Origin of the sequence: Micromonospora sp. NPDC049366 (assembly GCF_044466625.1) — a bacterium.
Taxonomy (GTDB): domain Bacteria; phylum Actinomycetota; class Actinomycetes; order Mycobacteriales; family Micromonosporaceae; genus Micromonospora.
The window spans coordinates 96,916-118,505 of sequence record NZ_JBITMV010000011.1 but is presented as its reverse complement, the minus strand read 5'-3'; the positions used below and the strand labels follow the sequence as shown (position 1 = coordinate 118,505).

Below are 21,590 nucleotides of genomic sequence, written 5' to 3'. Positions count from 1 at the left end.
GACATCGATCCCGATGGCTGGCCGGTCCGGCCCTTCCGGTTCTCGGCGGCCGGATCCGACGGGTCTCGGCGGGCCGCCGGGTCCGACGGGCTCGGGTTGCGCCGCAGCGTCCGCACGGCGGCACGGCACGTCAGGCCGGGCGGGCGAGATCCTCGATGACCCGGGCGCCCGGCAGCGCGCCGAGCGCCGGCCCGGGAAGCGCGATCTTGCTGTGCCGGACCCCCGAGCCGATGATCACGTGCGGCGTGGCGATGACCCGCGCGTCGACCAGGATCGGCCACTCCTCCGGCAAGCCGATCGGCGTGATGCCGCCGTACTCCATGCCGGTCAGCTCGACCGCGTCCGCCATCGGCGCGAAGCTGGCCTTGCGCACGTCGAGCGCCCGGCGGGCCACCCCGTTCACATCGGCCCGGGTGGTGGCGAGGATGACACAGGCCGCGTAGCGGACCACGCCCTCCCGCTTGCCGGCCACCACCACGCAGTTGGCCGAGACGTCCAGCCCCACCTCGTACGCCGCGCAGAACGCGGCGGTGTCGGCGAGGTCGGCGTCGATCGGCGCGACCAGCACGTCGTCCACGTCGACCGGCGCGTCGGCGGGCCACTGCCCGAGCGCCGCGGCGACCGGCGGTGCGAGCAGGTCCGGGCGGGTGCGGGCCGGTTCTGTCTTCAGCGTCCCCATCACGGGTGCGATCCTCGCACCCGTGACCCGGTGTCGCCCACCGAAGTCCACGGCGGCGCGCGGACGCCGGTCAGCTGCCGGCGAGGAAGGCGTTCTCCTTGAGGAACGTGCGGTCCCGGTTGGCGGCGAGCTCCTCGGCCCGCAGCGCCTGGGCGCGGCGGACCTCCAGGTCCTCCAAGGCGTGCCGGACGGCGACCCGGATCACGCCGTAGAGGAAGACGAAACCGAAGCAGTAGAGGATGACGGCCATGACGACAGCGAACATGCGGTCACGCTAAGCCGAACGTGAACGGTGCACGCTCTCATCTCCGGGCGGTTCCCCCGTACGTGTCGGCGAGGTAGTCGGCCCACGTCCGCGCTCCCCGGGGCAGGGCCTCGGTGATCAGGCCGCCCTCGCGCAGGGACCGACCGAGGCGCCCCGGCAGGCGCACCGGCAGCAGCGGCCGGCGCGAGTGGCGGGCGGCCCGCCAGGCGCGTACGGCCTGGTCGAAGCGGAGGACCTCCGGGCCCCCGTACTCCTCGATGCCGCGCAGCGGGCCCGCGACCAGGCGGGCCACCAGCCGCGCCGCCACCTCGCGCGGGTCGACCGGCTGGGCCAGGACGTTCCGGTCGCCGATCGTGGGCCCCAACCGGCTGGACACGACCAGCAGCTCGTCGAGGAACTCCGGGAACTGGGTGGCCCGCAGCACCGACCAGGGCACCGGACCGGCCGCGACGACCTGCTCGGCGGCGAGCTTGTGCCGGTAGTACGGCATGGGCACCCGGTCGACACCGACGATCGAGGTGTAGACGAGATGCCGCACGTCGGCCTGCCCGGCGGCGACCACCAGCCGGCGGGTGCCCAGCACGTCCACCTCGTACGTCCGCCCACCCGTGGGCGACGACGCCAGGTGCAGAACGGCGTCCACTCCGGCGACCGCCTCGTCCAGCCCTTCGCCGGTGGCCAGGTCGACGACGACCCACTCGACGTCCGGGTCCGTACGCGGCCGGCGACTCGTCGCCCGTACGGCGATCCCGTCACTGCGCAGCCGCGCCACCACGGCCCGGCCCAGACGTCCTCCGGCCCCCGTTACCAGCACCTTCATCTCGTCCTCCTTCGACGGCTCTCCGTCGCCCTGACGGCACGGTCGCTCGTGGCGTGACGGGCTGTGCGGCAGCTCACCGGCCCCACCGCCACCGTTTAGCGCAGCAGGTCCAGCACGGTCACCAGCGCGAAGAACGCGATCACCACCTCGCTGACCACCCAGGCGTGCCGGTTGGCCCAGCCGCGGATCCGGGGCAGCGTCACGGCCGCGTGCCGTCCGGCGATCAGCAGCACGAGCAGCGGCAAGGCGAGGAGCAGCAAGGTCAGCAGCACGAACGGCAGCAGGTGCCACCACGCCAGACCGTGCCGGGCGGAACTGGCGCCGACGGCCGCCATCGCCAGGTCGTCGGTCGGGGAGGTGGCGACGAGCACGGCACCGAGTCGTGCCGCGGTCGCCGGGGCGGCGCGCTGGAACCGCTGCATCCAGCGCGGCGGGCCGGTCTCGTGGCGACGCAGATAGACGATCACCGCGAGGACGACCAGCAGCCCCAGCACCGCCCAGTCGATCCGGGTGGCCGTGCGCTGCAACCGGCTGACATGGCTCTCCGCGTCGCCGACCGGGCCACCCAGCACCCGGGTGACCAGCCAGCTCACCGTCACCCCGGCGAGCACGACCGCGCCCGTCCCGCCCAGGTAACCGAGCGAGGCGGCACGTGGTCGCTCGGCCGAGGCCAGCAGCACCGCCGCGACGATCTGCGTCCCGGCGACCATGACCACGGCCAGCGGCAGGATGGTCAGGAAGTTCATCGCCCGCCCATCCTCCCGGCCCCCCCGCCCACCTCGCCGGACCTTCGAGGGATTACCTCACCCCGCCCACCGTCGAGTCGAGGCCGAGCTGGGCAGTGCCGGGGCCGAGTGGGCCGGGGGTCACCGGTGTGGGGCGAGCGGGGTCACTCGGGGGGCGAGGGTGGCGCCCAGTAGGGCCAGGCCGGCGGCGACCGCCAGGGTCACCAGGTAGTCGCGCGGGCCCGGCGCCGATCCGGCCGCCAGCACCGCCCCGGTCAGGGCCAACACGGTCGCCGCGAACAGCGAGTCGCCCAGTTGCAGCGACGAACTGCTGCGTCCCTGCTCGCCGGGGGCGGACAGCTCCAGCGTGAGCACCGACAGGGACGGATAGAGCAGCCCCATGCCGAGCCCGGCCAGGGCCCACCCCAGCACGCCCACCGCGACCGGCACCCCGGGGGCGACGGTGCCGGCCACGGTCGCGATGCCGGCGGTGATCAGGGCCAGGCTGGTGCGCGGCAGGGTGGCCCGGGAGGCCGGCTTCGGGATCCGTCCCTGGATCCACGAGCCCACCGACCAGGACAGCGCCCCGACCGTGAGGACCAGCCCGGCCGCGGTGGGGGTGAAGCCGCGTTCCCGGGAGAGCATCAGCGGGATGACCACCTCGGCGCCGACGAACGCGCCCGAGGCGAGGCCGCGCAGCCCGATGACGGTGGGTAGCCCGCGGGCGGACCGCAGGAACCCGGCCGGCAGCAGCCGAGGCGCGCAGACCAGCAGGCCGGCGACCGCGACCGCGGTCACCACCACGGCGACGGCACCGCGCTGCTGGCCCCCGATGTGCAGCAGAGCGGCGCTCACCCCCGCCCCGCCCGCCCAGCCGATCCGCGCCCGGGCGCCCGCCGGCACGCCGGTCGCCGCGGCCGGGCCGATCGACCGCAGCCCGGGGTGGACGAGCAGCACGGCCGGCACGGCGACCGCCGGCACCGCCAGGAACACCCACCGCCACCCGAGGTGTTCGACGATCAGACCGGCCACCGCCGGTCCGACCAGCGACGGTACGACCCACGCGGCGGCGAAGGCCGCGAAGATCCGCCGGTGCAGCTCCTCCGGGTACGCCTTACCGACGATCACGTACAGCGCGACGGAGAGCAGCCCGGAACCGAAGCCCTGCACGACCCGACCGACGACCAGCGCCCCCATCACCGGTGCGGTCCCGGCGACCACCAGCCCGACCACGAACCAGACCAGCCCGTGCCACATCGCCGGGCGCGGCCCCCGGGCGTCGCACCAGATGCCGGAGAGCACCATGGCGACCACACCGGCGGCGAAGGATCCCCCGAACGCCAACCCGTACAGGGCCAGGCCGTCCAGGCTGCGGGCCACCGTGGGCATCGCCGTGCCGACGGCCAGGGCCTCGAAGGCGAGCAGCGAGACCAGCGCGACGCTGCCCACGGTCATCGCGCGCAGGCGGGGTGCGAACAGGCTCGTGGCCGGTGTCGCCGGTGCGACGGTGGCGGTCATGGTCGGGTCCGCGCCGGTGCGATCGTCATGCGACCCAGCCTGCGACTTGAAGCCGGGTTCAGGTCAACCGGAAAACGCGGACGGCGGGTGGACCGGCCTCGGTCAGGCGCTCTGCAACGCCTCGCCCACGCCCTTCACCAGGCCCGAGAAGTGCTGGTCGGACAGGAGGTGGCCGGCAGTGATCACCAGCGCCAGCGGCCACTCGATGATCTGCACCGCGGCGAGCAGCCCGATCCCCGCGTAGTAGGCCAGCCGATCGACGGGTGGTACTGCCATCTCGCCCAGCATCGGCACCTGTACCCGCCGGCTGTAGATCTCGACGGTCTCGCGGGCCCCGTTCAGATGTCGACTCAGACTGCTCATCGCGGCCTCCCCGTTGGCTTCTGACGTCCGCCGCTTTCCACCGCCGATCCGGTCCATGCGCCCGAAGGTGGGGAAACTTCCTCTGCTCCGGGGGCATAACGGACGACGCGGCGGGAAGCCAGGCCGCCGACGCGAGCGTGGGAGGCGAGATGGCGTACGGCAGAAACGGCAGCAGCGGGGAGTCTGGCCGGCGATCGTCCGGTCGTACGCCTCGATGACGCTGGCGGGTCGCGTCGCCGGTCGGCTCCTCCCACCGGTCGGCGTGCCACGGCTGGTCGAAGACGCCGGGCGCACGGTTGGCTCCGCCGCGTCACGGCTGGCCCGGCTGGCCGGCGTCACCAACCGCCGCGTGTGGTCCCGGCCGGGGCGGCATCACATCGAGGTGCACGGCGTCTGCCAGGACGGCGGCGACACTCTGGCCCGCCAGGTGGAAGCGGCCCTGGAGGGGATGCCGGGCGTGGCGTGGGCGCGTGTCAACGCGCCGTCCGGCCGCGTGGTGGTGGCCGTCGAGCCACCGGAGCCGAAGCTGCGCGACCTCATCGCCACGATCGCCCGCACCGAACGCACCTGCCCGCACGAGCCCGACCCGGAGGTCCCGCCGCCGCACCCGCCGGAGGAGGGCCCGCGTACCCCACGCACGCTCGGTGCCCTCGCCTCCGACGCGTTGGGCCTGACGATCTCCGCGGCCACCCGGATCCTGCCGTTCACCCCGGTGCCGGGCGAGGTGGCCGGGCTGCTCTCGGCCGTGGACCTGCACCCGCGTCTACACTCGCTCGCCGGTCGAGGGCTGCGCGCCGACCCCCGGGCGGACATCCTCTTCCCCCTCGCCGAGGCGGTGGTGCAGGGCCTCACCGGTGGCTGGGCGGGGATCGTGCTCGACGGCGCCCAGCGGATCATGCAATGGGGTGAGGACCGGGCCCAACTGTCCGTCTGGGAGAAGGCCGAACCGCGGCTGTTCGGTGAGCCCGACCTGGCGGTGGCCCGGTGGCCCGTCCTCGACCGGCCCCGCCCCAAACCGGACAGCCCCGTCGAGCGGCACGCGACCCGGATGCTCGCGGCCGGCGCCGTCGCCGCCGCGGCCGCCGCCCCGGTCGCCGGCCGCAAACGCGCCGCGGCTCTCGGCCTCTCCGCCCTGCCCAAGGCCCCAGGGAGTGGCCGCGAGGGTTACGCCGCCCAGCTCGGCCGGATCCTGGCCCGCCGGGGCGTGATCGCCATGGACCGCGGTGTGCTGCGCCAACTCGACCGGCTCGACACACTGGTGCTGGACGCCGCCGTACTCGGTTCGGATCGGGGCGTCCTGGCCGACCTCGCGCCGCTGCCCGGCGCGGAGACCGGGCACGTCGCCGAGCAGGCGTTCGCGCTCTTCGACCCGGAGGACCCGGACCGCGTCCACGAGGCGGACGGTTGGCGGATGGGCCCGCTGGACCGCCTCGACGCCGACGACCCGGGCGACACCGAGGACAGCCGCCGCCTCCGCGAGCAGGGCGGCCGGCTGCTCGGGCTGGCCCATCGGGGCACGCTCGCCGCGCTGCTGCGGGTGGAGGCCGAGCCCGCACCGGGCGTCGACGGGCTGCCCACCGCCGCCCGCCACGCCGGGCTGCGGCTGGTGGTGGCCGGCGACGACGATCAGCGGTACGGCTTCGCCGACGCCGTGCTGCCCGGCGGGGACCGGCTGACCGAATCGGTGCGGTCGCTCCAGCGGGACGGCGCGATGGTGATGCTGGTGTCCCGCGACCGGTCTGCGCTCGGCGCCGCGGACTGCGGGCTCGGCCTGTCCGCCCCCGACGAGCCGCCGCCGTGGGGCGCGCACCTGCTGGTCGGCACGGATCTGCGGGTCGTGGCGCTGATCGTCGAGGCGGCCGGCGTGGCCCGCCGGATGACCGCGCAGAACATCAAGGTGGCGATGGCCGGAACGGGCCTCGGCGCGCTCGGGGCGTTCACCGCCGCCCCGCAACAACTGCCCGGCCGGAGCCTGCACGCGGTCAACGGCGCGGCGGCGATCGCGTTCGGCAACGGCGTCTGGCGGGCCAGTCGACTGCCCCAGCCGGACGACACGCCGGCCCCGGTGGCGACGGCCTGGCACCTCATGCCGGTGCGGACCGTCTTCGAGCGGCTCGGCACCGATCGGGACGGGTTGGCGGAGGCGGAGGCGGAGCGACGACGCGCCGGCGGCGGCCCGGACGGTCAGGGCCAGGGCGGCCTGCTCCGGGCGTTCGTCGACGAGCTCGCCAACCCGCTCACCCCGGTGCTGGCCGCCGGCGCGGTGCTCTCCGCCTCGTTCGGCTCGGTGGTGGACGCCGCCCTGGTGGGTGGCGTCGTCGGCGGCTCCGCGCTGATCGGCGCGGTGCACCAGCGCAACACCGAACGCTCCCTGGCGGAGCTGCTGTCCCGATCGGCGGTCACCGCGCGGGTGCGGCGCGACGGCGCGGAGCGGGTGCTGGCGGCCGAAGACCTGGTGCCCGGGGACGTGGTGCGGCTGGAGCCCGGGGACGCCGTCCCGGCCGACTGCCGGGTCATCGAAGCCGACGGGCTGGAGGCGGACGAGTCGTCGCTGACCGGGGAGTCCCTGCCGGTTACCAAGACGGATCAGCCGGTCGTGGCGGCCGCCGTCGCGGATCGGCACTCCATGCTTTACGAGGGCACCACCGTCGCCGCCGGACACGGCAGCGCGGTGGTGGTGGCCACGGGCGCCGACACGGAGACCGGCCGCAGCCTCGCCCTGGCCCGGCAGGCCCCGCCGAGCGGCGGTGTCGAAGCCCGCCTCGGCCGGCTGACCCGGGCAGCCGTCCCGCTGGCGGCGGGCTCGGCGGTGGCCGTCGCCGGGGCGGGCCTGCTGCGGGGCGTACCCCTGGCGCAGACGGCGGCGACCGCCGCGAACCTGGCGGTGGCGTCGGTGCCGGAGGGGCTGCCGTTCCTGGTCAGCGCCGCCCAGCTCGCCGCGGCCCGGCGGCTCGCCGACCACGGCGCCCTGGTGCGCAACCCACGCACCATCGAGGCGCTCGGCCGGGTGGACGTGCTCTGCTTCGACAAGACCGGCACCCTCACCGAGGGGCAGCTACTGCTCGCCGGGGTCGGTGACGGCGACGCCAGCCGGTACGCCACCGTGGACCGGCTCGACGACCGACTCCGGTTCACGCTGGCCGCGGCGCTGCGGGCCACCCCGTGGGCGGCCGACCCGGAGGAGCTGGGTCACCAGACCGACCGGGCGGTCCGGCACGGCGCGGAAGCCTCGGGCGTGGTGGAGCAGATCGGCGCGGACGGGTGGCGCGCGGTGGGTGGGCTGCCGTTCGAGCCGTCCCGGGGCTACCACGCCACCGTCGGCGGGGACAACGACGGCCTGCTGCTCAGCGTGAAGGGCGCGCCGGAGTCGGTGCTGCCGCGCTGCGGCTCCCGCCGCGTCGACGGGCGGTCGGAGCCGCTGGACGACGCCGGTCGGGATGAGCTTTACCACCTGCTCGCCGAGCGCGCCGGCGCCGGTCACCGGGTGCTGGCGGTCGCCGAGTGCCGGATCGGCGAGCAGTCGGTCAGCGACGAGCAGGTGACCGATCTCTGTTTCGTCGGCTTCCTCTCTCTCGCCGACGGGGTGCGGGAGAGCGCCGCCCCCGCCGTACGCCGGATCCGGCAGGCCGGCGTGCACACCATCATGATCACGGGTGACCATCCGGCGACCGCCGAAGCGATCGCCGCCACCATCACCGACCACGACGAGCAGCAGGTGGTGACCGCCACCGAGCTCGACCAGCTCGACGACGAGGCGCTCGCCGACCGGCTGGCCCACACCGACGTGGTGGCCCGCTGCACGCCGGCGCACAAGGTCCGGATCATCCAGGCGTTGCAGAAGTGCGGTCGTACGGTCGCGATGACCGGCGACGGCGCCAACGACGCGCCCGCGATCCGGCTGGCCGACGTGGGCATCGCCCTCGGCCAGCGGGGCACCCCCGCCGCGCGGGCCGCGGCCGACCTGGTGGTCACCGACGACCGGCTGGAGACCATCATCGCCACCCTCGTGGAGGGTCGGGCGATGTGGTCGTCCGTACGGCACGCGCTGAGCATCCTGGTCGGCGGCAACCTCGGCGAGATCGCGTTCAGCGTGCTGACCGCCGCGGCGACCGGCCAGTCCGCCATAAACGGGCGGCAACTGCTGCTGGTCAACCTGCTCACCGACCTCGCGCCGGCGTTGGCGATCGCCGTCCGCCCGCCCGGGGGCGACCACGCCGACGACCTTCTCCGCGAAGGGCCGGACACCTCGCTGGGCGAGACCCTGACCCGCGAGATCGGGCTGCGGGCCGCCGCGACCACCCTCGGCGCGACCGCCGGCTGGACGCTCGCCCGCTACACCGGCGGCACACCGCAGCGGGCCGGCACGGTCGCGCTGGTCTCCCTGGTCGGCACCCAGCTCGGCCAGACCGTCCTGGCCGGTGGCACCAGTCCGACGGTGCTCGCGTCCACGGTGGCCTCACTCGGTGTGCTGGGTGCGGTGGTGCAGACACCCGGGCTCAGCCAGTTCTTCGGCTGCACCCCGCTCGGGCCCGTGGGTTGGGGTATCGCCGCCGGTTCGGCGTTCGGCGCCACCTTCGCCAACGGTGCGCTGAGCCGGCTGGTGGAGCGGCTGCCGCAGCGCGACGGCGCCGGCCGCCCGGCCCACGACGGCTCCTCCGGCGACACCGGGTCTCCGGGGTCCGAGGACGGCGGCGGCGTGTCGCCGGGTGCCGACGACGGCGGGGGCCTCCAGGGTTTCGCGCCGGGCCTCGGCGGCCTCGACACGGACGAGCCGGCGGACGGCTGACGACCGCCGCCGGCATGGCCCGCCCATCCGGGGGTACGGCAACGGACGGAGGTGGGCGGGTTGGCAGAGCGGCCGGAGGTCACGTTCATCGGCACCGCCACCACGGTGCTGCGGATCGGCGGGTTCACCCTGCTCACCGACCCGAACTTCCTGCACCGGGGGCAACCCGTCTATCTGGGCAAGGGGCTGTGGTCGCGGCGGCGCACCGATCCGGCCATGACCATCGCCCAGCTGCCGCCGCTCGACGCGGTGGTCCTGTCCCACCTGCACGGCGACCACTTCGACCGGGTGGCCCGGCGTGAACTCGACCGCGCGCTGCCCATCGTGACGACGCCCGAGGCCGAGCGGAAACTGCGGCGCTGGGGTTTCCGGGGCGCGGCGGGGCTGCCCACCTGGCGCTCCCACGAGCTGCACCGCGACGGCGCGACCCTACGACTGACGTCGATGCCCGGCCAGCACGGGCCGGGCATCGTGGACCGCCTGCTCCCGGACGTGATGGGCACGATGATCGACCTGCTCCGCGACGGGGCCCGCACGTTCCGCCTCTACGTCACCGGCGACACCCTCAACCTGCCGATGCTCGCCGCCGTCCCCGAGCGGTACCCGGACATCGACGCGATGCTCATCCACCTCGGGGGCACCAAGGTCGCCGGCATCCTGCTCAGCATGGACGCGCAGCAGGGTGCCGACCTGATCGAGCTGGTCCGGCCGAGGCTGACCGTGCCGATCCATTACGACGACTACCCGGTGTTCCGGTCGCCGCTGACCATCTTCCTGGACGAGGCGCGCCGCCGAGGCCTGGTGAGGATGATCCGCCCGATTTCCCGGGGCGAAACCGTCCCCCTCATCCCCTGAGACCCTGCCCTTGCCTCGGTGATCGAGAACTTTGGGCCAGGATCGCGCCGATTCCTGACGCAAGCGCACTTCCGGCGGGAGGGTTGATGCCGGTCCTCCTACCCCGGTGCGACCCGCCCATGCGCCCGACGCCGTCGGCGGCGGGCGACGATGCGCCAGCCGATCACCAGCGCCACCAACCCGACCAACCCCACGAGGAGCTGCCCGAGCGGCCACCAGAGGGCGAGCAGCCACCGGAGGGCGCCCTCGGGCCAGGTGGGCGACGGCCCGCCGAAGCTGTCCAGCAGGTCGGCCGGGACGTCCACGAAGAGGGCGCTGGACGGCAGCGCGACCAATTCCCGCCGGGAACCGTCCACCCGGAACTCCCGCAGCTCCACCGCGCCGACCTGCGTCCAGCCGGTCTCGGACCAGAGCTCGTCGTCCGGTTGCTTGGTCAGCCCCACCTCCGGCTGGTACTCGGCGACGACGGCGTCCCCGTCGCGCTGCCAGCCGAGGAGTCGGGCGGCCAGGCCGTGCGCGGGAGGCAGCGCCGGGCCGGTCGCCGGGCCGCCGGTGCGTACGTAGCGGTAGCTGATCTGGATCGCCCGCCGCGCCAGGCGTTGCTCGTCGCAGCTGCCGCCGTCCTCGCAGTCGCTGATCGACCACAGGGCGATCCGCTCGCCGTCGGGCAGCCAGGCACCGGGCCCGGCGAGCCGTTCCCGAGCGGTGAGGGCGGCGAGGGTACGGCTCGCGCCGGAGGCGAGGTCGACGATGTGCAGCGCCTCGGTCGTCGCCACGGCGAGCCGTGACCCGTCCGGGGAGAAGGCGGCGAGGTTGCCGGCGTGGGCGGCGGTCCCGTCGATCGGGGGCAACTGGCGCACCGCCCCGGTGGTCGTGTCGAGCAGGCTCAGCCGACCCAGCCGTCCGATGACGTTCTGCGCCATGACCAGCAACGACCGTCCGTCCGGGGCCCAGGCCACCGGCAGCCCACCCGGGTACTGCCGCGCCTGCCCGGTGGTCAGGTCCATGATCGCCGTCTGCCCGACCGGGTCGTCCGGCCACTGACTGCCCTCCAGCCACGGTTGGGCGGCCAGCCGGCTGCCGTCCGGTGAGAGGAGAAGGTCACTCGTTCCCGCAGCGGTCTCCCCGACCGTACGCGCCAGCCGGTAGCTGCCGTCCCGCCCGACCAGCAGGCTGCGGCCCTCCCAGCCCCAGATGTCGCTGCCCCGCAGCTCCTTGTCGCCGGACACCACCAGGGCTGCCGGGCCCGGCGGGTCCTCGACGACGGTCGCCTCGCCGGTCAGCGGCGGAAACACCCGCGACGGCACCACCGGCCGGTCCGCGGCGGGCGAGAACCCGCCGTCGGGCAGCGTGGTCGCCAGCAGCGGTACGCCGGTCAGCGCCACCACGAGCGCCACCAGCGCCGCACCGGCACGCCGCCGTCGCCGCCGCCGACCGAGTAGCCAGGTGTCCGGTGAGATCCGCGGCGGGTGGGACTCCTCGGCCAACCGGTGCAGTGCCTCCCTCAGCAACTGGTCGCTCATGACCGCACCTCCAGCAGGTCCACCAGCTCCGGCGCGAGGACGCGCAGCCGCGCCAACCCGTCCCGCAACTGGCTCTTCACCGTCCCCACGCGACAGCCGAGGGTGTCGGCGATCTGCGCGTCGCTCAGGTCGGCGAAGTACCGCAGCACGATCGCCGCCCGCTGCCGGGGAGCGAGCCGGCCCAACGCCGCCCGGACCGCGAGGTTCACGGCGACCGCGTCCGCCGCGTCCGGCACCGGCCGGTCGTTGCGCTCCAGCGGGGCCTCCGGCACCTGCCGGGTCCGCCGCCGCCACCAGGAGATGTGCTGGTGGTAGAGGGCCCGACGCACGTACGCGTCGGGGTCGCCCTCGGCCACCACCCGCCGCCACCGGCCGGCGACCCGCAACAGCGTCTGCTGGACCAGGTCCTCGGCGAGATGGTGGTCGCCGGTGAGCAGGTAGGCGTGCCGAGACAGACCCGGACCACGGGTCTGCACATACGCCTCGAACGACTGCCGGTCGGCATCCACTCGGCACCTCCTGCACTACCTTCACGCCCGTACGCCGGTAAGTGGAGGGGTGCGGCGCCAGAATTTCCCGGCGATCTCGCCGACGGCCAAATCGCCTTGCCGGCCGGACCGCCGCTTGCGAGGCTTCGACCGTGATCGACAAGCCTGACGTCGACGAGCGGTCGCTGGCGGCCGAGGTGGCCGCCGCCTGGGGCGTCGACGTCGCCCACCTCGCGTTCCTGCCGCTGGGGCTCGACGGGAACGCCTGGGCCTACCGGGTGGACACGTCCGGCGGCGAACGCTACTTCCTGAAACTGCGTCGCGGCGACGTCAACCGGGCAGCCGTCCTGCTGCCCGGCTTCCTCCGCGCTCAGGGCGTACGCCAGGTCGTGGCGCCGATCGACCTGCCGGACGGTGGCGCCAGCCGGGCCTTCGGGGAGCACCGGCTGCTGCTCTACCCGTTCCACGACGGCGGCAGCCTGTGGAGCCGTGGCCTCACCGACCGCCAGTGGGTCGAGTACGGCGAGTTCCTCGGTCGGTTGCACGCGGTCACGCCGAGCGCCGACCTCGCCGCGGTCCTGCCGGTGGAGACCTACCGGTCGGGCGCGGGCGAACGCCTGCGCGCCCTCGGCGAGCAGGCTGCGGCGAGCGAGATCCTCGGCGCCTTCTGGGACCGGTACGCCACCGCGCTGCGTCGACTGTCGGCACGGGTCGACGACCTCGCCGCCCGGCTGACGCGCGGCCAGCACGTCGTCTGCCACGCCGACGTCCACCCCGGCAACCTGATCGCCGACGGCGACGGTCCGCTGCACGTGGTGGACTGGGACGCGCCCATCCTCGCGCCGCGCGAGCGGGACCTGATGTTCGTCTACAGCCACGACTTCGGCGACCACCCGATCAACGCGCACCGCGCCGCGCTCTTCCGTCAGGGCTACGGACCCCTGGAACCGGACGAGACAATGCTGGGCTACTACCGCAGCGAGCGGCACCTCGACGACGTGACCGCGTTCCTGGACAGCATCCTGAACACCGGGGCCAGTGCGGAATCCCGAGCCAACGACCTGCACTGGCTGACCCGCATCGCCGAGATGGTCGCCGCGGAGGAAGCCCGGTGAACGACGACGAGAGCCTCCGCCGTTACGGCCCCCAGCCGTCCATCGCCGACCTGCCCCACATCCGCGAGATCCTCCGCGTGGGCTCCGAGGACACCGCCGACGCGCTCCACTACCTGGTCGAGTGCGAGGCGGCCGGCGACTTCGACACCTTCTCAGTAGCCGAGCAAGCCCGTTGGAGAGCCGACTACTACCTCGGTTGATGGCGCTACGGCTACCACGGCCAGTGCTGGGCCAGGTTGGCCGGATCATCGTCCGGCGACACCACGACCGCGTGAGCGCCGTCGTCGTCAAGCACCAGCATCGGCCCGACCTGCGACGCCAGTGCCACCACCGTGGCCAGGACGGCACGGCCCGACGGCTTACGGAACCCGATATCGGTTACGGCCTGGTTCAACGTCACGGGCTCCGCGCCGCTGGCTCCGTCGACACCCAGACTGACCTCACCCAGATCCAGGCCACCCACTGACGGGCAGGTGCCCGGGTCGGGGCAGTCCGGGAAGCCGGCGAGCAGGTCATACCCCGCGACCTGGAATCACGGCGTGCCGTGACAGCCAGCCTCCTGAAACGCGAGCAGAACCTGCTCCACCGTCGGCAACTCACGATCGAGCGGGGGCTCCTCGGGCAGAGCAAAGGAGAACTCGGCACCAGCCGCCCACTCAAGCCCACCATTCTCGGCTGCCCGCTGCAGGGGCATCACCAGCAGAGACCAGCTCACGGAACGCATCGTGCCATCAGGGCACCCGTGCCCGAGATGCACCAGGTGCGCGCTGGACCGGGGCAACGACCTGCCAGCGGCCCACGCGGGCACGCGCATCCCCCGCTATAGGCTCGACCGGTGACGCTGCCCCTGCCGCCCGGCGACTTCCAGGCGTACCTCTTCGACTGCGACGGCACCATCGCCGACTCCATGCCCCTGCACTACGTGGCCTGGGAGCGGGCGCTGGCGGAGTGGGGGTGCACCCTCCCGGAGGACCTGTTCTACGCCTGGGGCGGCCGTCCGGTCGCGGACATCATCGTCGACCTCAACGAGCAGCAGGGGCTGGCCATGCCGGTCGAGGTCGTCGCCCGTCGCCGGGAGGGCATCTACCAGCGGCTCCTGCCGCAGCTCACCGCCGTCCCCGACGTCCTCCGGCACATCCACGACGCCCACGGACGGCTCCCTATCGCCGTGGTGTCCGGCAGCACCCGGGAATCCGTCACCGCCTCGCTGCGCACCCTCGACCTGCTGGACAAGTTCGACGTGCTGGTCTGCGCCGGTGACTACGCGCGGGCCAAGCCCGACCCGGAGGCCTTCCTGCTCGCCGCGAAGCTGCTCGACGTTCCGCCGCAGTCCTGCCTCGTCTTCGAGGACACCGACTTCGGCATCCAGGCCGCGACGGCGGCCGGCATGGCAGCCGTACGCGTGCCGCAGCCCCGGCAGCGCTGACAGCGCGACAGACGACGGGTACAGAGTGGAGATGGTGGAGCCCAGTGGGGGTGAACCGCTAGCCCGTGTTACGTAAGGGCCTTCCAGCGGTGAGGTGCGCCCGGCCGAGGTGTGTGCACCCTGACAGACCGGGTGGACGCGAGGCGGCCACCGCGTACTCGGCTCGCCCGACCCACCTGCCGGCTGCGGTCGGTGGATCGGGTGGGTGGGCGTCTGCGCCAACTCTGAGTCTCCGGCCAGCCGGAGAACTCCCTCGTCAGCAGGACCCCGGCGCCGGTGCCGCACGAACTGACGTAATTTGGTCGTTGAGCCAGTTGCCGTCGGCAAGATTCGCGATTTCCTTGTCCTTCCTCAACCAGATCCACCGCCCCAGATAGCCTCGGTCGGCGTAGAAGCACATGTCATATCCGGTCCCCCAGTTTCCCAGCGAGGACGCCCGGTTATCGAAGCCGCCACGGTTTACCAGGCTGTACGCGTTTACGTCGATCTCGTATTTCTCCCCGCTGTACCCTGCATGCTCGAAGAGTTGAACGGGTTTGTGGAAGCGAAGTTCGCCACTGCCCATGACGGAGACCGTTGGCTCCGTCGACAGCCCATACACAATTCCGCTGTCTTCCACCGAGGGCTTTGCCTCGGCAGATGCCGGCGCTCCGGTCAAGGTGCTCGATCCCACAACAAAAACAGCGATCATCGCCAACCGACCAACTAACCGCACTGACATCACTTCCCATCTCACCGTAAAGCCAGCCTACTGATTTCAGTAGCCACGTGGAGGCCGAGGTCCCGACATAACTGGCTCGACATTCATCCACATCGGAATCCTGCTAACAACCGAATAGATCCGACGATTCACATACCCGCAAGGTGCCTCGTCTCACATCACAACAAGGAGAGCCGAATGAACATTTCGGCGATCGTGACGTGGCAGCCAAAACGAGGGTCACCGTCCCGCACATAGAGCAAGCCGCGATCGCAGGAGATCTCTTGGCTCTATTGAGATGATCTCGGCAAGGTCCCGGGAGCGGTTGGGATCAGTACGTACACCGTCGCGAAGTGTCGGATCAGGCGTGACTCGGCGACAAGTTGGTGGCGACGGGGCTCCGGCGGGCTGAGCTGTTGGGCCTTCGCTGGTCGGATGTCGACCTGCCCGGCCGGGCGCTGTTCGTTCGGCAAACGCTCCAGTGGACTGATCGCGGCCTGGAGTTCGTGCCGCCGAAGACGCACCGGTCCAGCCGGCCGGTGCCGCTGTCCGCGCTGGCTGTGCGGGCGTTGGAGTCGCAGCGGGCACGCCAAGCCAAGGAACGGCTCGCGGCCGGGGAGGTGTGGTCGGATCTGGGCCTGGTCTTCGCCAGCACCATCGGCACCGCGATGGAGCCGCGGAACGTCAACCGACGCTTCGAGCAACTCCGCGCGGCGGCCGGGCTGGACTGGCTGCACCTGCACGACCTGCGGCACGCCTTCGCCACGTTCCTGCTCGACCAGGGCGAGGAACTGCGCACGGTGATGGAGCTGCTCGGGCACTCCATGATTCGGATGACGGCCGACACGTACGGGCACGTCCTGCCGGCGCGGGGCTCGTCAGGCTGCCTCGGCCATCGATAGCGTGCTGGGCGAGGAGGGGACGGCGTGACCGCTTGGCTGTACGAATGGCTGTACTCGGGACCGAGATCAACCAAAGGAATTCCTGGTGGGCCGGCGGCACCACCATGCAAACCACACCGCCACCCTCCCTGGTGATCTGCTGACCCTGACTTCTCCCAGGGCACGGACTCGGACGGCGTCTGGCGACCCCGGCCCTGAGCAGCCAAGGCTGCTGACGCATGCGGCCAAGCAGGCTAGACTAATCCCTTAGCTAAGCGAGGAGATTGCGCATGTCGGCTGAGGCGGTGCACTACAACATGCATGACGCCAAGACCCACCTGTCGCGCATCATTGAACGGGTGGAACACGGCGAGGAGATCATCATCGACCGGGCGGGCACTCCGGTGGCGAAGGTCGTACCGCTGGTCCGGCGGGTTAACCGCACCGCAGTCGGCTCCCTCGCCGGCCAACTGGACCTATCCGGCGACTGGGACTCACCACAGACCAACGCCGAGATTGCCGACGACTTCGGCATCGGCGCATGAACCTGTTGCTGGACACTCACGTCGCGCTCTGGGCCATCACCGCCGACCCGACCCTCGGCACCGAGTTGCTCGACCGACTACGCCACGAGCCGGACATCTTCCTCTCCCCGGTTACCCTGTGGGAGATCACCATTAAACAAAGCACCGGGAAACTCGCCGGACCCCCTGACCTTGCAGAGCGGGTACGAGACATGGGTTTCCGAGAACTCACGGTGACCCACGCCCACGCCATCGCCGCCGGCCGCCTGCCATCGCATCACCGCGATCCCTTCGACCGCATGCTGGTGGCACAGGCAATCACCGAAGGGATGACCCTCGCCTCCCGCGACGCGTCGATAGCGCTGTACGACGTGGACGTCCTCAAGGTGTGATCGGACAGCTCGGTCCACGCCTGATATCCGCGAGAGGCCCAGGCCCAACTCGCCAACTCGCCGTCCCTTCCATTCCGAGCGGGGCCGGTTACTCAGCCCCGGCACAAGCCGTGGCCTGCAACTTCGCGAGTCTTGGACCCCTCCGTTTGGGTATCCGTTTCGGTGGACCCGATGTGGCGCGTGATGGAGAAGTCCGGGATGCGGCAGGTGCGCTCTGACGAGCGGCTGCGCTACTTCGAGATCACCAAGCCGGTGTAGCTGGGACCACCGGCCTGCTTCCGGCGCGCTGGGCTCCAGCCAGGCCGTGCAGAGGAAGGTCGGTGAGCGCGTCGACGACACCGGTGTCGTCGTAATCGGCGCCGCGAAGTTCAGGGCGGCGAGCATCGCACCGATCGCGGCGACGACCAGGCTGCACGCGACCGTGATCCTCCACGCGGTCGACCCTGTTCCGACCCGGCATAGCTCGGCCGGATCTCAGCCCGCCAAGCAATCAAACCCATCGCAGTCCAGGCCATCGCACGGTGGAATCGATCACCGCCCCAGATAGGAGAAAGCCCAGCTCGCGAACGAGCTGGGCTTTTGCTAATCGGACATATCCGATTAGCGGGTGGAGCCCAGGGGACTCGAACCCCTAAACCGCGATCGTGGCTCGGAGTGGGCGGGAACGGACTGATCTACGCCCTGACCTCGGCCAGACCCGTCACGGTTTCTCGATGTTTCACAGCCACTGCGGCGCTCATCTGTAGTGGCTTTGTACTAGTTGATCTAGCTAGCTGCCAGACGCTCTGCCGCCACTCAGGGCAGCGATGCAGTGACGTTCGTTGGTATGTTGCGGGCATGGGTCGTGCACGGGGAAACGGCGGTCGTCTGCAGGGCCGGCCGGTCTCTGATGGGGAGCGCGCCGAGGCCGTGGAGCACTACCGGGGATCGGTCGATCGTCTGCAGCGGTCAGCGTTCCGCAACCTTCGGAACTCGATCGCCAACGCGGCGATCTTCTTCGCGGTGCTGTCGGCGTTCATGATCCTGGCCGGGGACGTCACGCCTGCGACCCTGCTGCCCATGGCAGTGTCCGTGGTCGGTGGCGCCCTCGGCGTCGGCACCTACGTCGTCCGGCAGGAGCCGATGTCCAAGTACCTGCACATCGCAGCGGTGGTGCTGGCGGTCGCAGGTCTGGCAGGCACGGTCATCGCATCCCAAATCGCGTCGTGACCCTCTTCGTTGACCCACAGGCGGTGACCGGCTTCGCCGGCCAGGTCGACCGAGCCGCGGGGCACGTCTCCGAGATGCGCCGCTACCTCACCACGTATGCCGAGGCCGGCACGGGCGGAGAGGCATTCAACCTCGCCAGGTCCAGCCACGAGCACGCTGTCAGCGTCATAAACGCCGTCATCTACCGACTGGCGTGCCTGTTAGAGAACTCGGCACCCGAGCTGCGCGCCGCAGCCACCTACTACCGCACGACCGACCTCGCCGCGGCCGACGCCGTCGACCGCACCCTCCCATCCGCTGTCGATCGGTGCATCACCCCGCTGGAACTCGAACTGGCGAACAACCCCTGCGCTCCGGCGAACTTCGCCGATCCGCGCGAGGTCACCGAACAGCTCAAACCACCCGGTGAAGCCGAGAATCCCGCCAATGCCCTCGGCTGGATGGACTACCTCAGCCCATCAGCGTGGGCCAACAGCGCCTTCGACATCGTCTTCGGTTTCGACCCCATCGGAGAGCTGCAAGCCCGACTCGTCGGAGACTGGGAAGCCCTCGCGGCCATGAGCCCAGTGACACGCAACCTCGGCAGCGCACTTCACGACCTGGCCTACAACGTCCAATCCGGCGCGACCACCCTCCGACCGATGTGGCAGGGCACTGCGGGCGGCGCCGCCTTCCGCTACTTCACAACCGCCTGCAACGGTGTCGCCGACCTCCACGGCCCCCTGAACAACATCAGCCAGGCATATACGAAACTCGCCGACGGTGTCTGGGCTATCGGCGAGGCCATCGGCGGCATCGTCAAGAGCATGCTCGACTCCGCCATCATCGCCGGCATCAGCGTTGCCGCCGGGACCGCCACTTCCGCGACCGGCGCCGGCGCTCTCATCGGCTACGGCCTCGCTGCCGGTGAAGTCGCCAACATGCTCCGGCTGTGGGGCCACGCCACCAACCTCTGCCAGAAGCTCTCCGCGGTCGTGAACACCTTCCGAGCCGCACTCGTTCGCGCCCTGAACGACCTCGACTCCGTCTACCTGCCCGCCCTACCCGACGGCGGTCGGTACGACCACCCCGTCGCCGGCATGGCCGCCTGAACCGATGAGCGACCTTCACGACATAGCCGGCGGCGACGAACGCCGCGCGCGAGAGCTGCACGATGCCCTCCTACGCCTCGCGGACGGGAAGAACCCACTTCTTCGCGAGATGTCCGAAGCTGTGATCAACGGCGAACTCGCCCTCCGCGACGCCGTTGCCAGTGACACCTACGCCTCGCAGTTCGCCGAGCCTTTCAAAGCCTTCTGGAGCCAGTACCAGGAGCTCACGGAAGCAGATCGGGATCAACTTCCTGAACCCAATAGCCCGGGCACCGACGCGGTCGAATCGCCCAGACCGACTCCTGGACTACTCGACGGGGCTAGTCTGGACCGTTGGTTCGACGGACCGACCGAGTACCCGTTGTGAGCATGGGGGTACGCGATCCCATCCGATTGCGGCGCCCTCCCCGAGGCGGCCCGTCCACCGGACAGGGCACTGCCAATGCAGGCCGCGACATCTTCTGAACCGTAGCTCCGGGCAGTGCGGTCTTGAACGACTGCCTCAGCTGCCAGCTGGCTCCCGTTGGTCGCATCGACGCCGGTTGCTGGCGGGCGGCTTTGAGCAGCTCCGCGCGGTGGCCGGACTGGAGTGGCTGCACCTGCACGACCTGCGGCACGCCTTCGCGACGTTCCTTCTCGACCAGGGCGAGGTACTGCGCACGGTGATGGAGCTGCTCGGGCACTCCACGATCCGGATGACGGCCGACACGTGCGGGCACGTCCTGCCGGCGCGGGGCTCGTCAGGCTGCCTCGGCCATCGATAGCGTGCTGGGCGAGGAGGGGACGGCGTGACCGCTTGGCTGTACAAATGGCTGTACTCGGGACCGAGATCAACCAAGGAAAGTGCTGGTGGAGCCCAGGGGACTCGAACCCCTAACCCCTGCCTTGCAAAGGCAGTGCTCTGCCAGTTGAGCTAGGGCCCCGAGGGCGGCGACGCCGCCCGGTCAGTGTCGGTGAGGCAAGGGCCTCAGCGCAGGTCGGGGGCGGTGGTCGCCTCGTGCCACAGGGCGCGCTCATCGTTGGAAGCCTTGACCTTCTTGGCCACGAGCGCGGCCACGCCGACGACGCCGGCGAGAATCAGAAGCTTCTTGAACATGGGGCGACCCCTTGCGCTCGGCTGCCGTCGGACGACGTGCGGTGGGGCTAGCTGGAATCGAACCAGCGACCTCAGAGTTATCAGCTCTGCGCTCTAACCGACTGAGCTATAGCCCCGCGTTGCGACGAGCAAGATTAACCCATCCCCGTGGGCCGCCCCAAATCGGGGGTCGGATCGCGCGCCGCCGTCGCTTGCGAACCTACCGGAACGCGGAACGCCGGGGCGACCGCTTTCGCGGCGCCCCGGCGTCCGGTGGGGTCAGTCCCGCTCGGCGAGGGTCAGCTCGATGCCGCCGACCAGGTCGGCGCACACGTTGTAGACGAACGCTCCGAGGGTGGCCAACGCGGTGAACAGCACGACGTTGACCAGGCCGATCAGCGCCGAGCTGAGGATCACGCCCTTGGCCGTGATCTGGAAGCCGCTGGTGCTCTGCCCACCGCCCGCGTTCACCAGGTCGGTGAGGCTGTCGTTGACGCTCTGGAACACGCCCATGGCGTCCAGGGCCAGGTAGAGCACGGACGTGGCGACCACCACGACGATGAAGAGCACCACCGAGACGGCGAATGCGAACTTCATCACGGACCAGGGGTCGATCCGCTTGAGGTTCAGCCGGGCCCGGCGCGGTCCGCGCGACGCGGCCGAGCTGACCGACGTACGCGCGGCGCGTACCGCGTCACCGACGCGCGCGGCCCCGACGGCGGCCGCGTTGCCGATGCCCGGCGGCAGCCCGCCGCCGTTGGGTGTCCGGCCGGCGCCGGGCTGCGGCGCGCCCGCGGCACCCACCCGGGGCTGCGTGCCGGTCGCGCCGCTCGACGCGCCGGCGCGGACCGGGATCTGCTGCGTGGCGTTCGAGCTGGCGGCGGCCCCGCCCTTGGCGGCACCGGCGGTGGTCGCCTTGGCCGGCGCCACCGCCTCGGTCTTCTCACCGGAGCCCGCGTCGTCGCCCGGTGTCTCCGGTGGTGGCGTCATCCCGGGAGCCCGGGTGAATTTCGGGGCAGGCGCGTCGGCGGGGACGGTCGCCCGACCCACGGCGGCGCGGCCGCTGGCCGCCGTGCCGCCCGAGGCGGCCTCCTCGTCGACCGGGTTGGCCGAGGTCCCCGTGTTCCCCGACTTCGCCTGTGTCTCCGTCATTCA

The 21,590-nt window shown here is 71.7% G+C and carries 25 protein-coding genes and 2 tRNA genes; 12 read left to right on the top strand and 15 right to left on the bottom strand.

The window, feature by feature from the left end; all coding sequences use genetic code 11:
- Positions 1-130 precede the first annotated feature (130 nt).
- The 6 genes from ACIBTV_RS17410 to ACIBTV_RS17385 all read right to left on the bottom strand — a co-directional run bounded on the left by ACIBTV_RS17410 (position 131) and on the right by ACIBTV_RS17385 (position 4,370).
- Entirely contained in the window at positions 131-679 is a 549-nt protein-coding gene (locus ACIBTV_RS17410; RefSeq protein WP_396705969.1) for a YbaK/EbsC family protein, read from the bottom strand.
- Between the two features lie 70 nt (positions 680-749).
- Positions 750-944 (bottom strand): hypothetical protein, encoded by a 195-nt coding sequence (locus ACIBTV_RS17405; RefSeq protein ID WP_091593766.1) that lies wholly within the window; start codon positions 942-944, stop codon positions 750-752.
- A gap of 37 nt (positions 945-981) precedes the next feature.
- Complete coding sequence (locus ACIBTV_RS17400; RefSeq protein WP_396705967.1) at positions 982-1,764, bottom strand: SDR family oxidoreductase; 783 nt, start codon at positions 1,762-1,764, stop codon at positions 982-984.
- A 95-nt stretch (positions 1,765-1,859) separates the two neighbouring features.
- On the bottom strand, positions 1,860-2,510 hold the full coding sequence (locus ACIBTV_RS17395; RefSeq protein ID WP_396705965.1) for a GAP family protein: 651 nt from the start codon (positions 2,508-2,510) through the stop codon (positions 1,860-1,862).
- Between the two features lie 120 nt (positions 2,511-2,630).
- Positions 2,631-4,007 (bottom strand): MFS transporter, encoded by a 1,377-nt coding sequence (locus ACIBTV_RS17390; RefSeq protein ID WP_396705963.1) that lies wholly within the window; start codon positions 4,005-4,007, stop codon positions 2,631-2,633.
- Between the two features lie 102 nt (positions 4,008-4,109).
- Entirely contained in the window at positions 4,110-4,370 is a 261-nt protein-coding gene (locus tag ACIBTV_RS17385) for a hypothetical protein (RefSeq protein ID WP_396705961.1), read from the bottom strand.
- A 214-nt stretch (positions 4,371-4,584) separates the two neighbouring features.
- Between ACIBTV_RS17385 and ACIBTV_RS17380 the strand changes: the two genes are divergently transcribed.
- Both ACIBTV_RS17380 and ACIBTV_RS17375 read left to right on the top strand, forming a co-directional pair.
- A complete protein-coding gene (locus tag ACIBTV_RS17380) occupies positions 4,585-9,156 on the top strand; it encodes an HAD-IC family P-type ATPase (protein WP_396705959.1) in 4,572 nt (1,523 codons plus the stop codon).
- A gap of 51 nt (positions 9,157-9,207) precedes the next feature.
- Positions 9,208-10,011 carry an MBL fold metallo-hydrolase gene (locus ACIBTV_RS17375; RefSeq protein ID WP_396705957.1) on the top strand — a complete coding sequence of 268 codons (804 nt, stop codon included), beginning with the start codon at positions 9,208-9,210 and terminating at the stop codon, positions 10,009-10,011.
- 98 nt (positions 10,012-10,109) lie between these two features.
- On the opposite strand, the gene ACIBTV_RS17370 is transcribed toward ACIBTV_RS17375, so the two are convergent.
- On the bottom strand, positions 10,110-11,534 hold the full coding sequence (locus tag ACIBTV_RS17370; protein WP_396705955.1) for a TolB family protein: 1,425 nt from the start codon (positions 11,532-11,534) through the stop codon (positions 10,110-10,112).
- Positions 11,531-12,043 carry a SigE family RNA polymerase sigma factor gene (locus tag ACIBTV_RS17365; RefSeq protein ID WP_396705954.1) on the bottom strand — a complete coding sequence of 171 codons (513 nt, stop codon included), beginning with the start codon at positions 12,041-12,043 and terminating at the stop codon, positions 11,531-11,533. The genes ACIBTV_RS17370 and ACIBTV_RS17365 overlap by 4 nt, the downstream gene beginning before the upstream one ends.
- A gap of 131 nt (positions 12,044-12,174) precedes the next feature.
- Here ACIBTV_RS17365 and ACIBTV_RS17360 point away from each other — a divergent pair, with 131 nt between their 5' ends.
- Positions 12,175-13,137 carry a phosphotransferase enzyme family protein gene (locus ACIBTV_RS17360; protein ID WP_396705952.1) on the top strand — a complete coding sequence of 321 codons (963 nt, stop codon included), beginning with the start codon at positions 12,175-12,177 and terminating at the stop codon, positions 13,135-13,137.
- On the top strand, positions 13,134-13,337 hold the full coding sequence (locus ACIBTV_RS17355) for a hypothetical protein (RefSeq protein ID WP_396705950.1): 204 nt from the start codon (positions 13,134-13,136) through the stop codon (positions 13,335-13,337). Before ACIBTV_RS17360 ends, ACIBTV_RS17355 begins: the two co-directional genes overlap by 4 nt.
- An 11-nt stretch (positions 13,338-13,348) precedes the next feature.
- Here the strand turns inward: ACIBTV_RS17355 and ACIBTV_RS17350 are convergent, their stop codons facing one another.
- The gene (locus ACIBTV_RS17350) at positions 13,349-13,600 is read right to left on the bottom strand and encodes a hypothetical protein (RefSeq protein WP_396705948.1); all 252 of its coding nucleotides are present in this window, start codon (positions 13,598-13,600) and stop codon (positions 13,349-13,351) included.
- A gap of 69 nt (positions 13,601-13,669) precedes the next feature.
- On the bottom strand, positions 13,670-13,852 hold the full coding sequence (locus ACIBTV_RS17345) for a hypothetical protein (protein ID WP_396705947.1): 183 nt from the start codon (positions 13,850-13,852) through the stop codon (positions 13,670-13,672).
- Positions 13,853-13,972: 120 nt separating this feature from the next.
- On the opposite strand from ACIBTV_RS17345, the gene ACIBTV_RS17340 reads away from it, so the two are divergent.
- On the top strand, positions 13,973-14,563 hold the full coding sequence (locus ACIBTV_RS17340) for an HAD family hydrolase (protein ID WP_396705945.1): 591 nt from the start codon (positions 13,973-13,975) through the stop codon (positions 14,561-14,563).
- A 256-nt stretch (positions 14,564-14,819) separates the two neighbouring features.
- Here the strand turns inward: ACIBTV_RS17340 and ACIBTV_RS17335 are convergent, their stop codons facing one another.
- Positions 14,820-15,299, bottom strand: coding sequence for a peptidase inhibitor family I36 protein (locus ACIBTV_RS17335; protein ID WP_396705943.1), 480 nt, complete (start codon positions 15,297-15,299; stop codon positions 14,820-14,822).
- A 350-nt stretch (positions 15,300-15,649) separates the two neighbouring features.
- On the opposite strand from ACIBTV_RS17335, the gene ACIBTV_RS17330 reads away from it, so the two are divergent.
- From ACIBTV_RS17330 to ACIBTV_RS17300, 7 genes are all read left to right on the top strand, one after another.
- Positions 15,650-16,165, top strand: a complete 516-nt coding sequence (locus ACIBTV_RS17330; RefSeq protein WP_396705941.1) for a site-specific integrase — start codon at positions 15,650-15,652, stop codon at positions 16,163-16,165.
- 269 nt (positions 16,166-16,434) lie between these two features.
- Positions 16,435-16,689, top strand: a complete 255-nt coding sequence (locus ACIBTV_RS17325) for a type II toxin-antitoxin system Phd/YefM family antitoxin (protein ID WP_281587169.1) — start codon at positions 16,435-16,437, stop codon at positions 16,687-16,689.
- Positions 16,686-17,060, top strand: a complete 375-nt coding sequence (locus ACIBTV_RS17320) for a type II toxin-antitoxin system VapC family toxin (protein ID WP_396705939.1) — start codon at positions 16,686-16,688, stop codon at positions 17,058-17,060. The genes ACIBTV_RS17325 and ACIBTV_RS17320 overlap by 4 nt, the downstream gene beginning before the upstream one ends.
- A gap of 837 nt (positions 17,061-17,897) precedes the next feature.
- The gene (locus ACIBTV_RS17315) at positions 17,898-18,269 is read left to right on the top strand and encodes a hypothetical protein (protein WP_396705937.1); all 372 of its coding nucleotides are present in this window, start codon (positions 17,898-17,900) and stop codon (positions 18,267-18,269) included.
- Positions 18,266-19,360: a hypothetical protein gene (locus ACIBTV_RS17310; RefSeq protein WP_396705935.1), complete on the top strand. Its 1,095-nt coding sequence runs from the start codon at positions 18,266-18,268 to the stop codon at positions 19,358-19,360. The genes ACIBTV_RS17315 and ACIBTV_RS17310 overlap by 4 nt, the downstream gene beginning before the upstream one ends.
- Positions 19,361-19,364: 4 nt before the next feature.
- On the top strand, positions 19,365-19,727 hold the full coding sequence (locus ACIBTV_RS17305) for a hypothetical protein (protein ID WP_396705933.1): 363 nt from the start codon (positions 19,365-19,367) through the stop codon (positions 19,725-19,727).
- A gap of 208 nt (positions 19,728-19,935) precedes the next feature.
- Entirely contained in the window at positions 19,936-20,124 is a 189-nt protein-coding gene (locus tag ACIBTV_RS17300; RefSeq protein ID WP_396705931.1) for a tyrosine-type recombinase/integrase, read from the top strand.
- 83 nt (positions 20,125-20,207) lie between these two features.
- Here ACIBTV_RS17300 and ACIBTV_RS17295 read toward each other — a convergent pair.
- The 4 genes from ACIBTV_RS17295 to ACIBTV_RS17280 form a co-directional block, all read right to left on the bottom strand.
- A tRNA-Ala gene (locus ACIBTV_RS17295) sits at positions 20,208-20,283 on the bottom strand.
- Between the two features lie 44 nt (positions 20,284-20,327).
- Positions 20,328-20,456, bottom strand: a complete 129-nt coding sequence (locus ACIBTV_RS17290) for a DLW-39 family protein (RefSeq protein WP_265009727.1) — start codon at positions 20,454-20,456, stop codon at positions 20,328-20,330.
- Positions 20,457-20,498: 42 nt separating this feature from the next.
- A tRNA-Ile gene (locus ACIBTV_RS17285) sits at positions 20,499-20,572 on the bottom strand.
- A 142-nt stretch (positions 20,573-20,714) separates the two neighbouring features.
- Positions 20,715-21,587, bottom strand: coding sequence for a DUF3566 domain-containing protein (locus ACIBTV_RS17280; RefSeq protein ID WP_396705929.1), 873 nt, complete (start codon positions 21,585-21,587; stop codon positions 20,715-20,717).
- Positions 21,588-21,590: the final 3 nt, after the last annotated feature.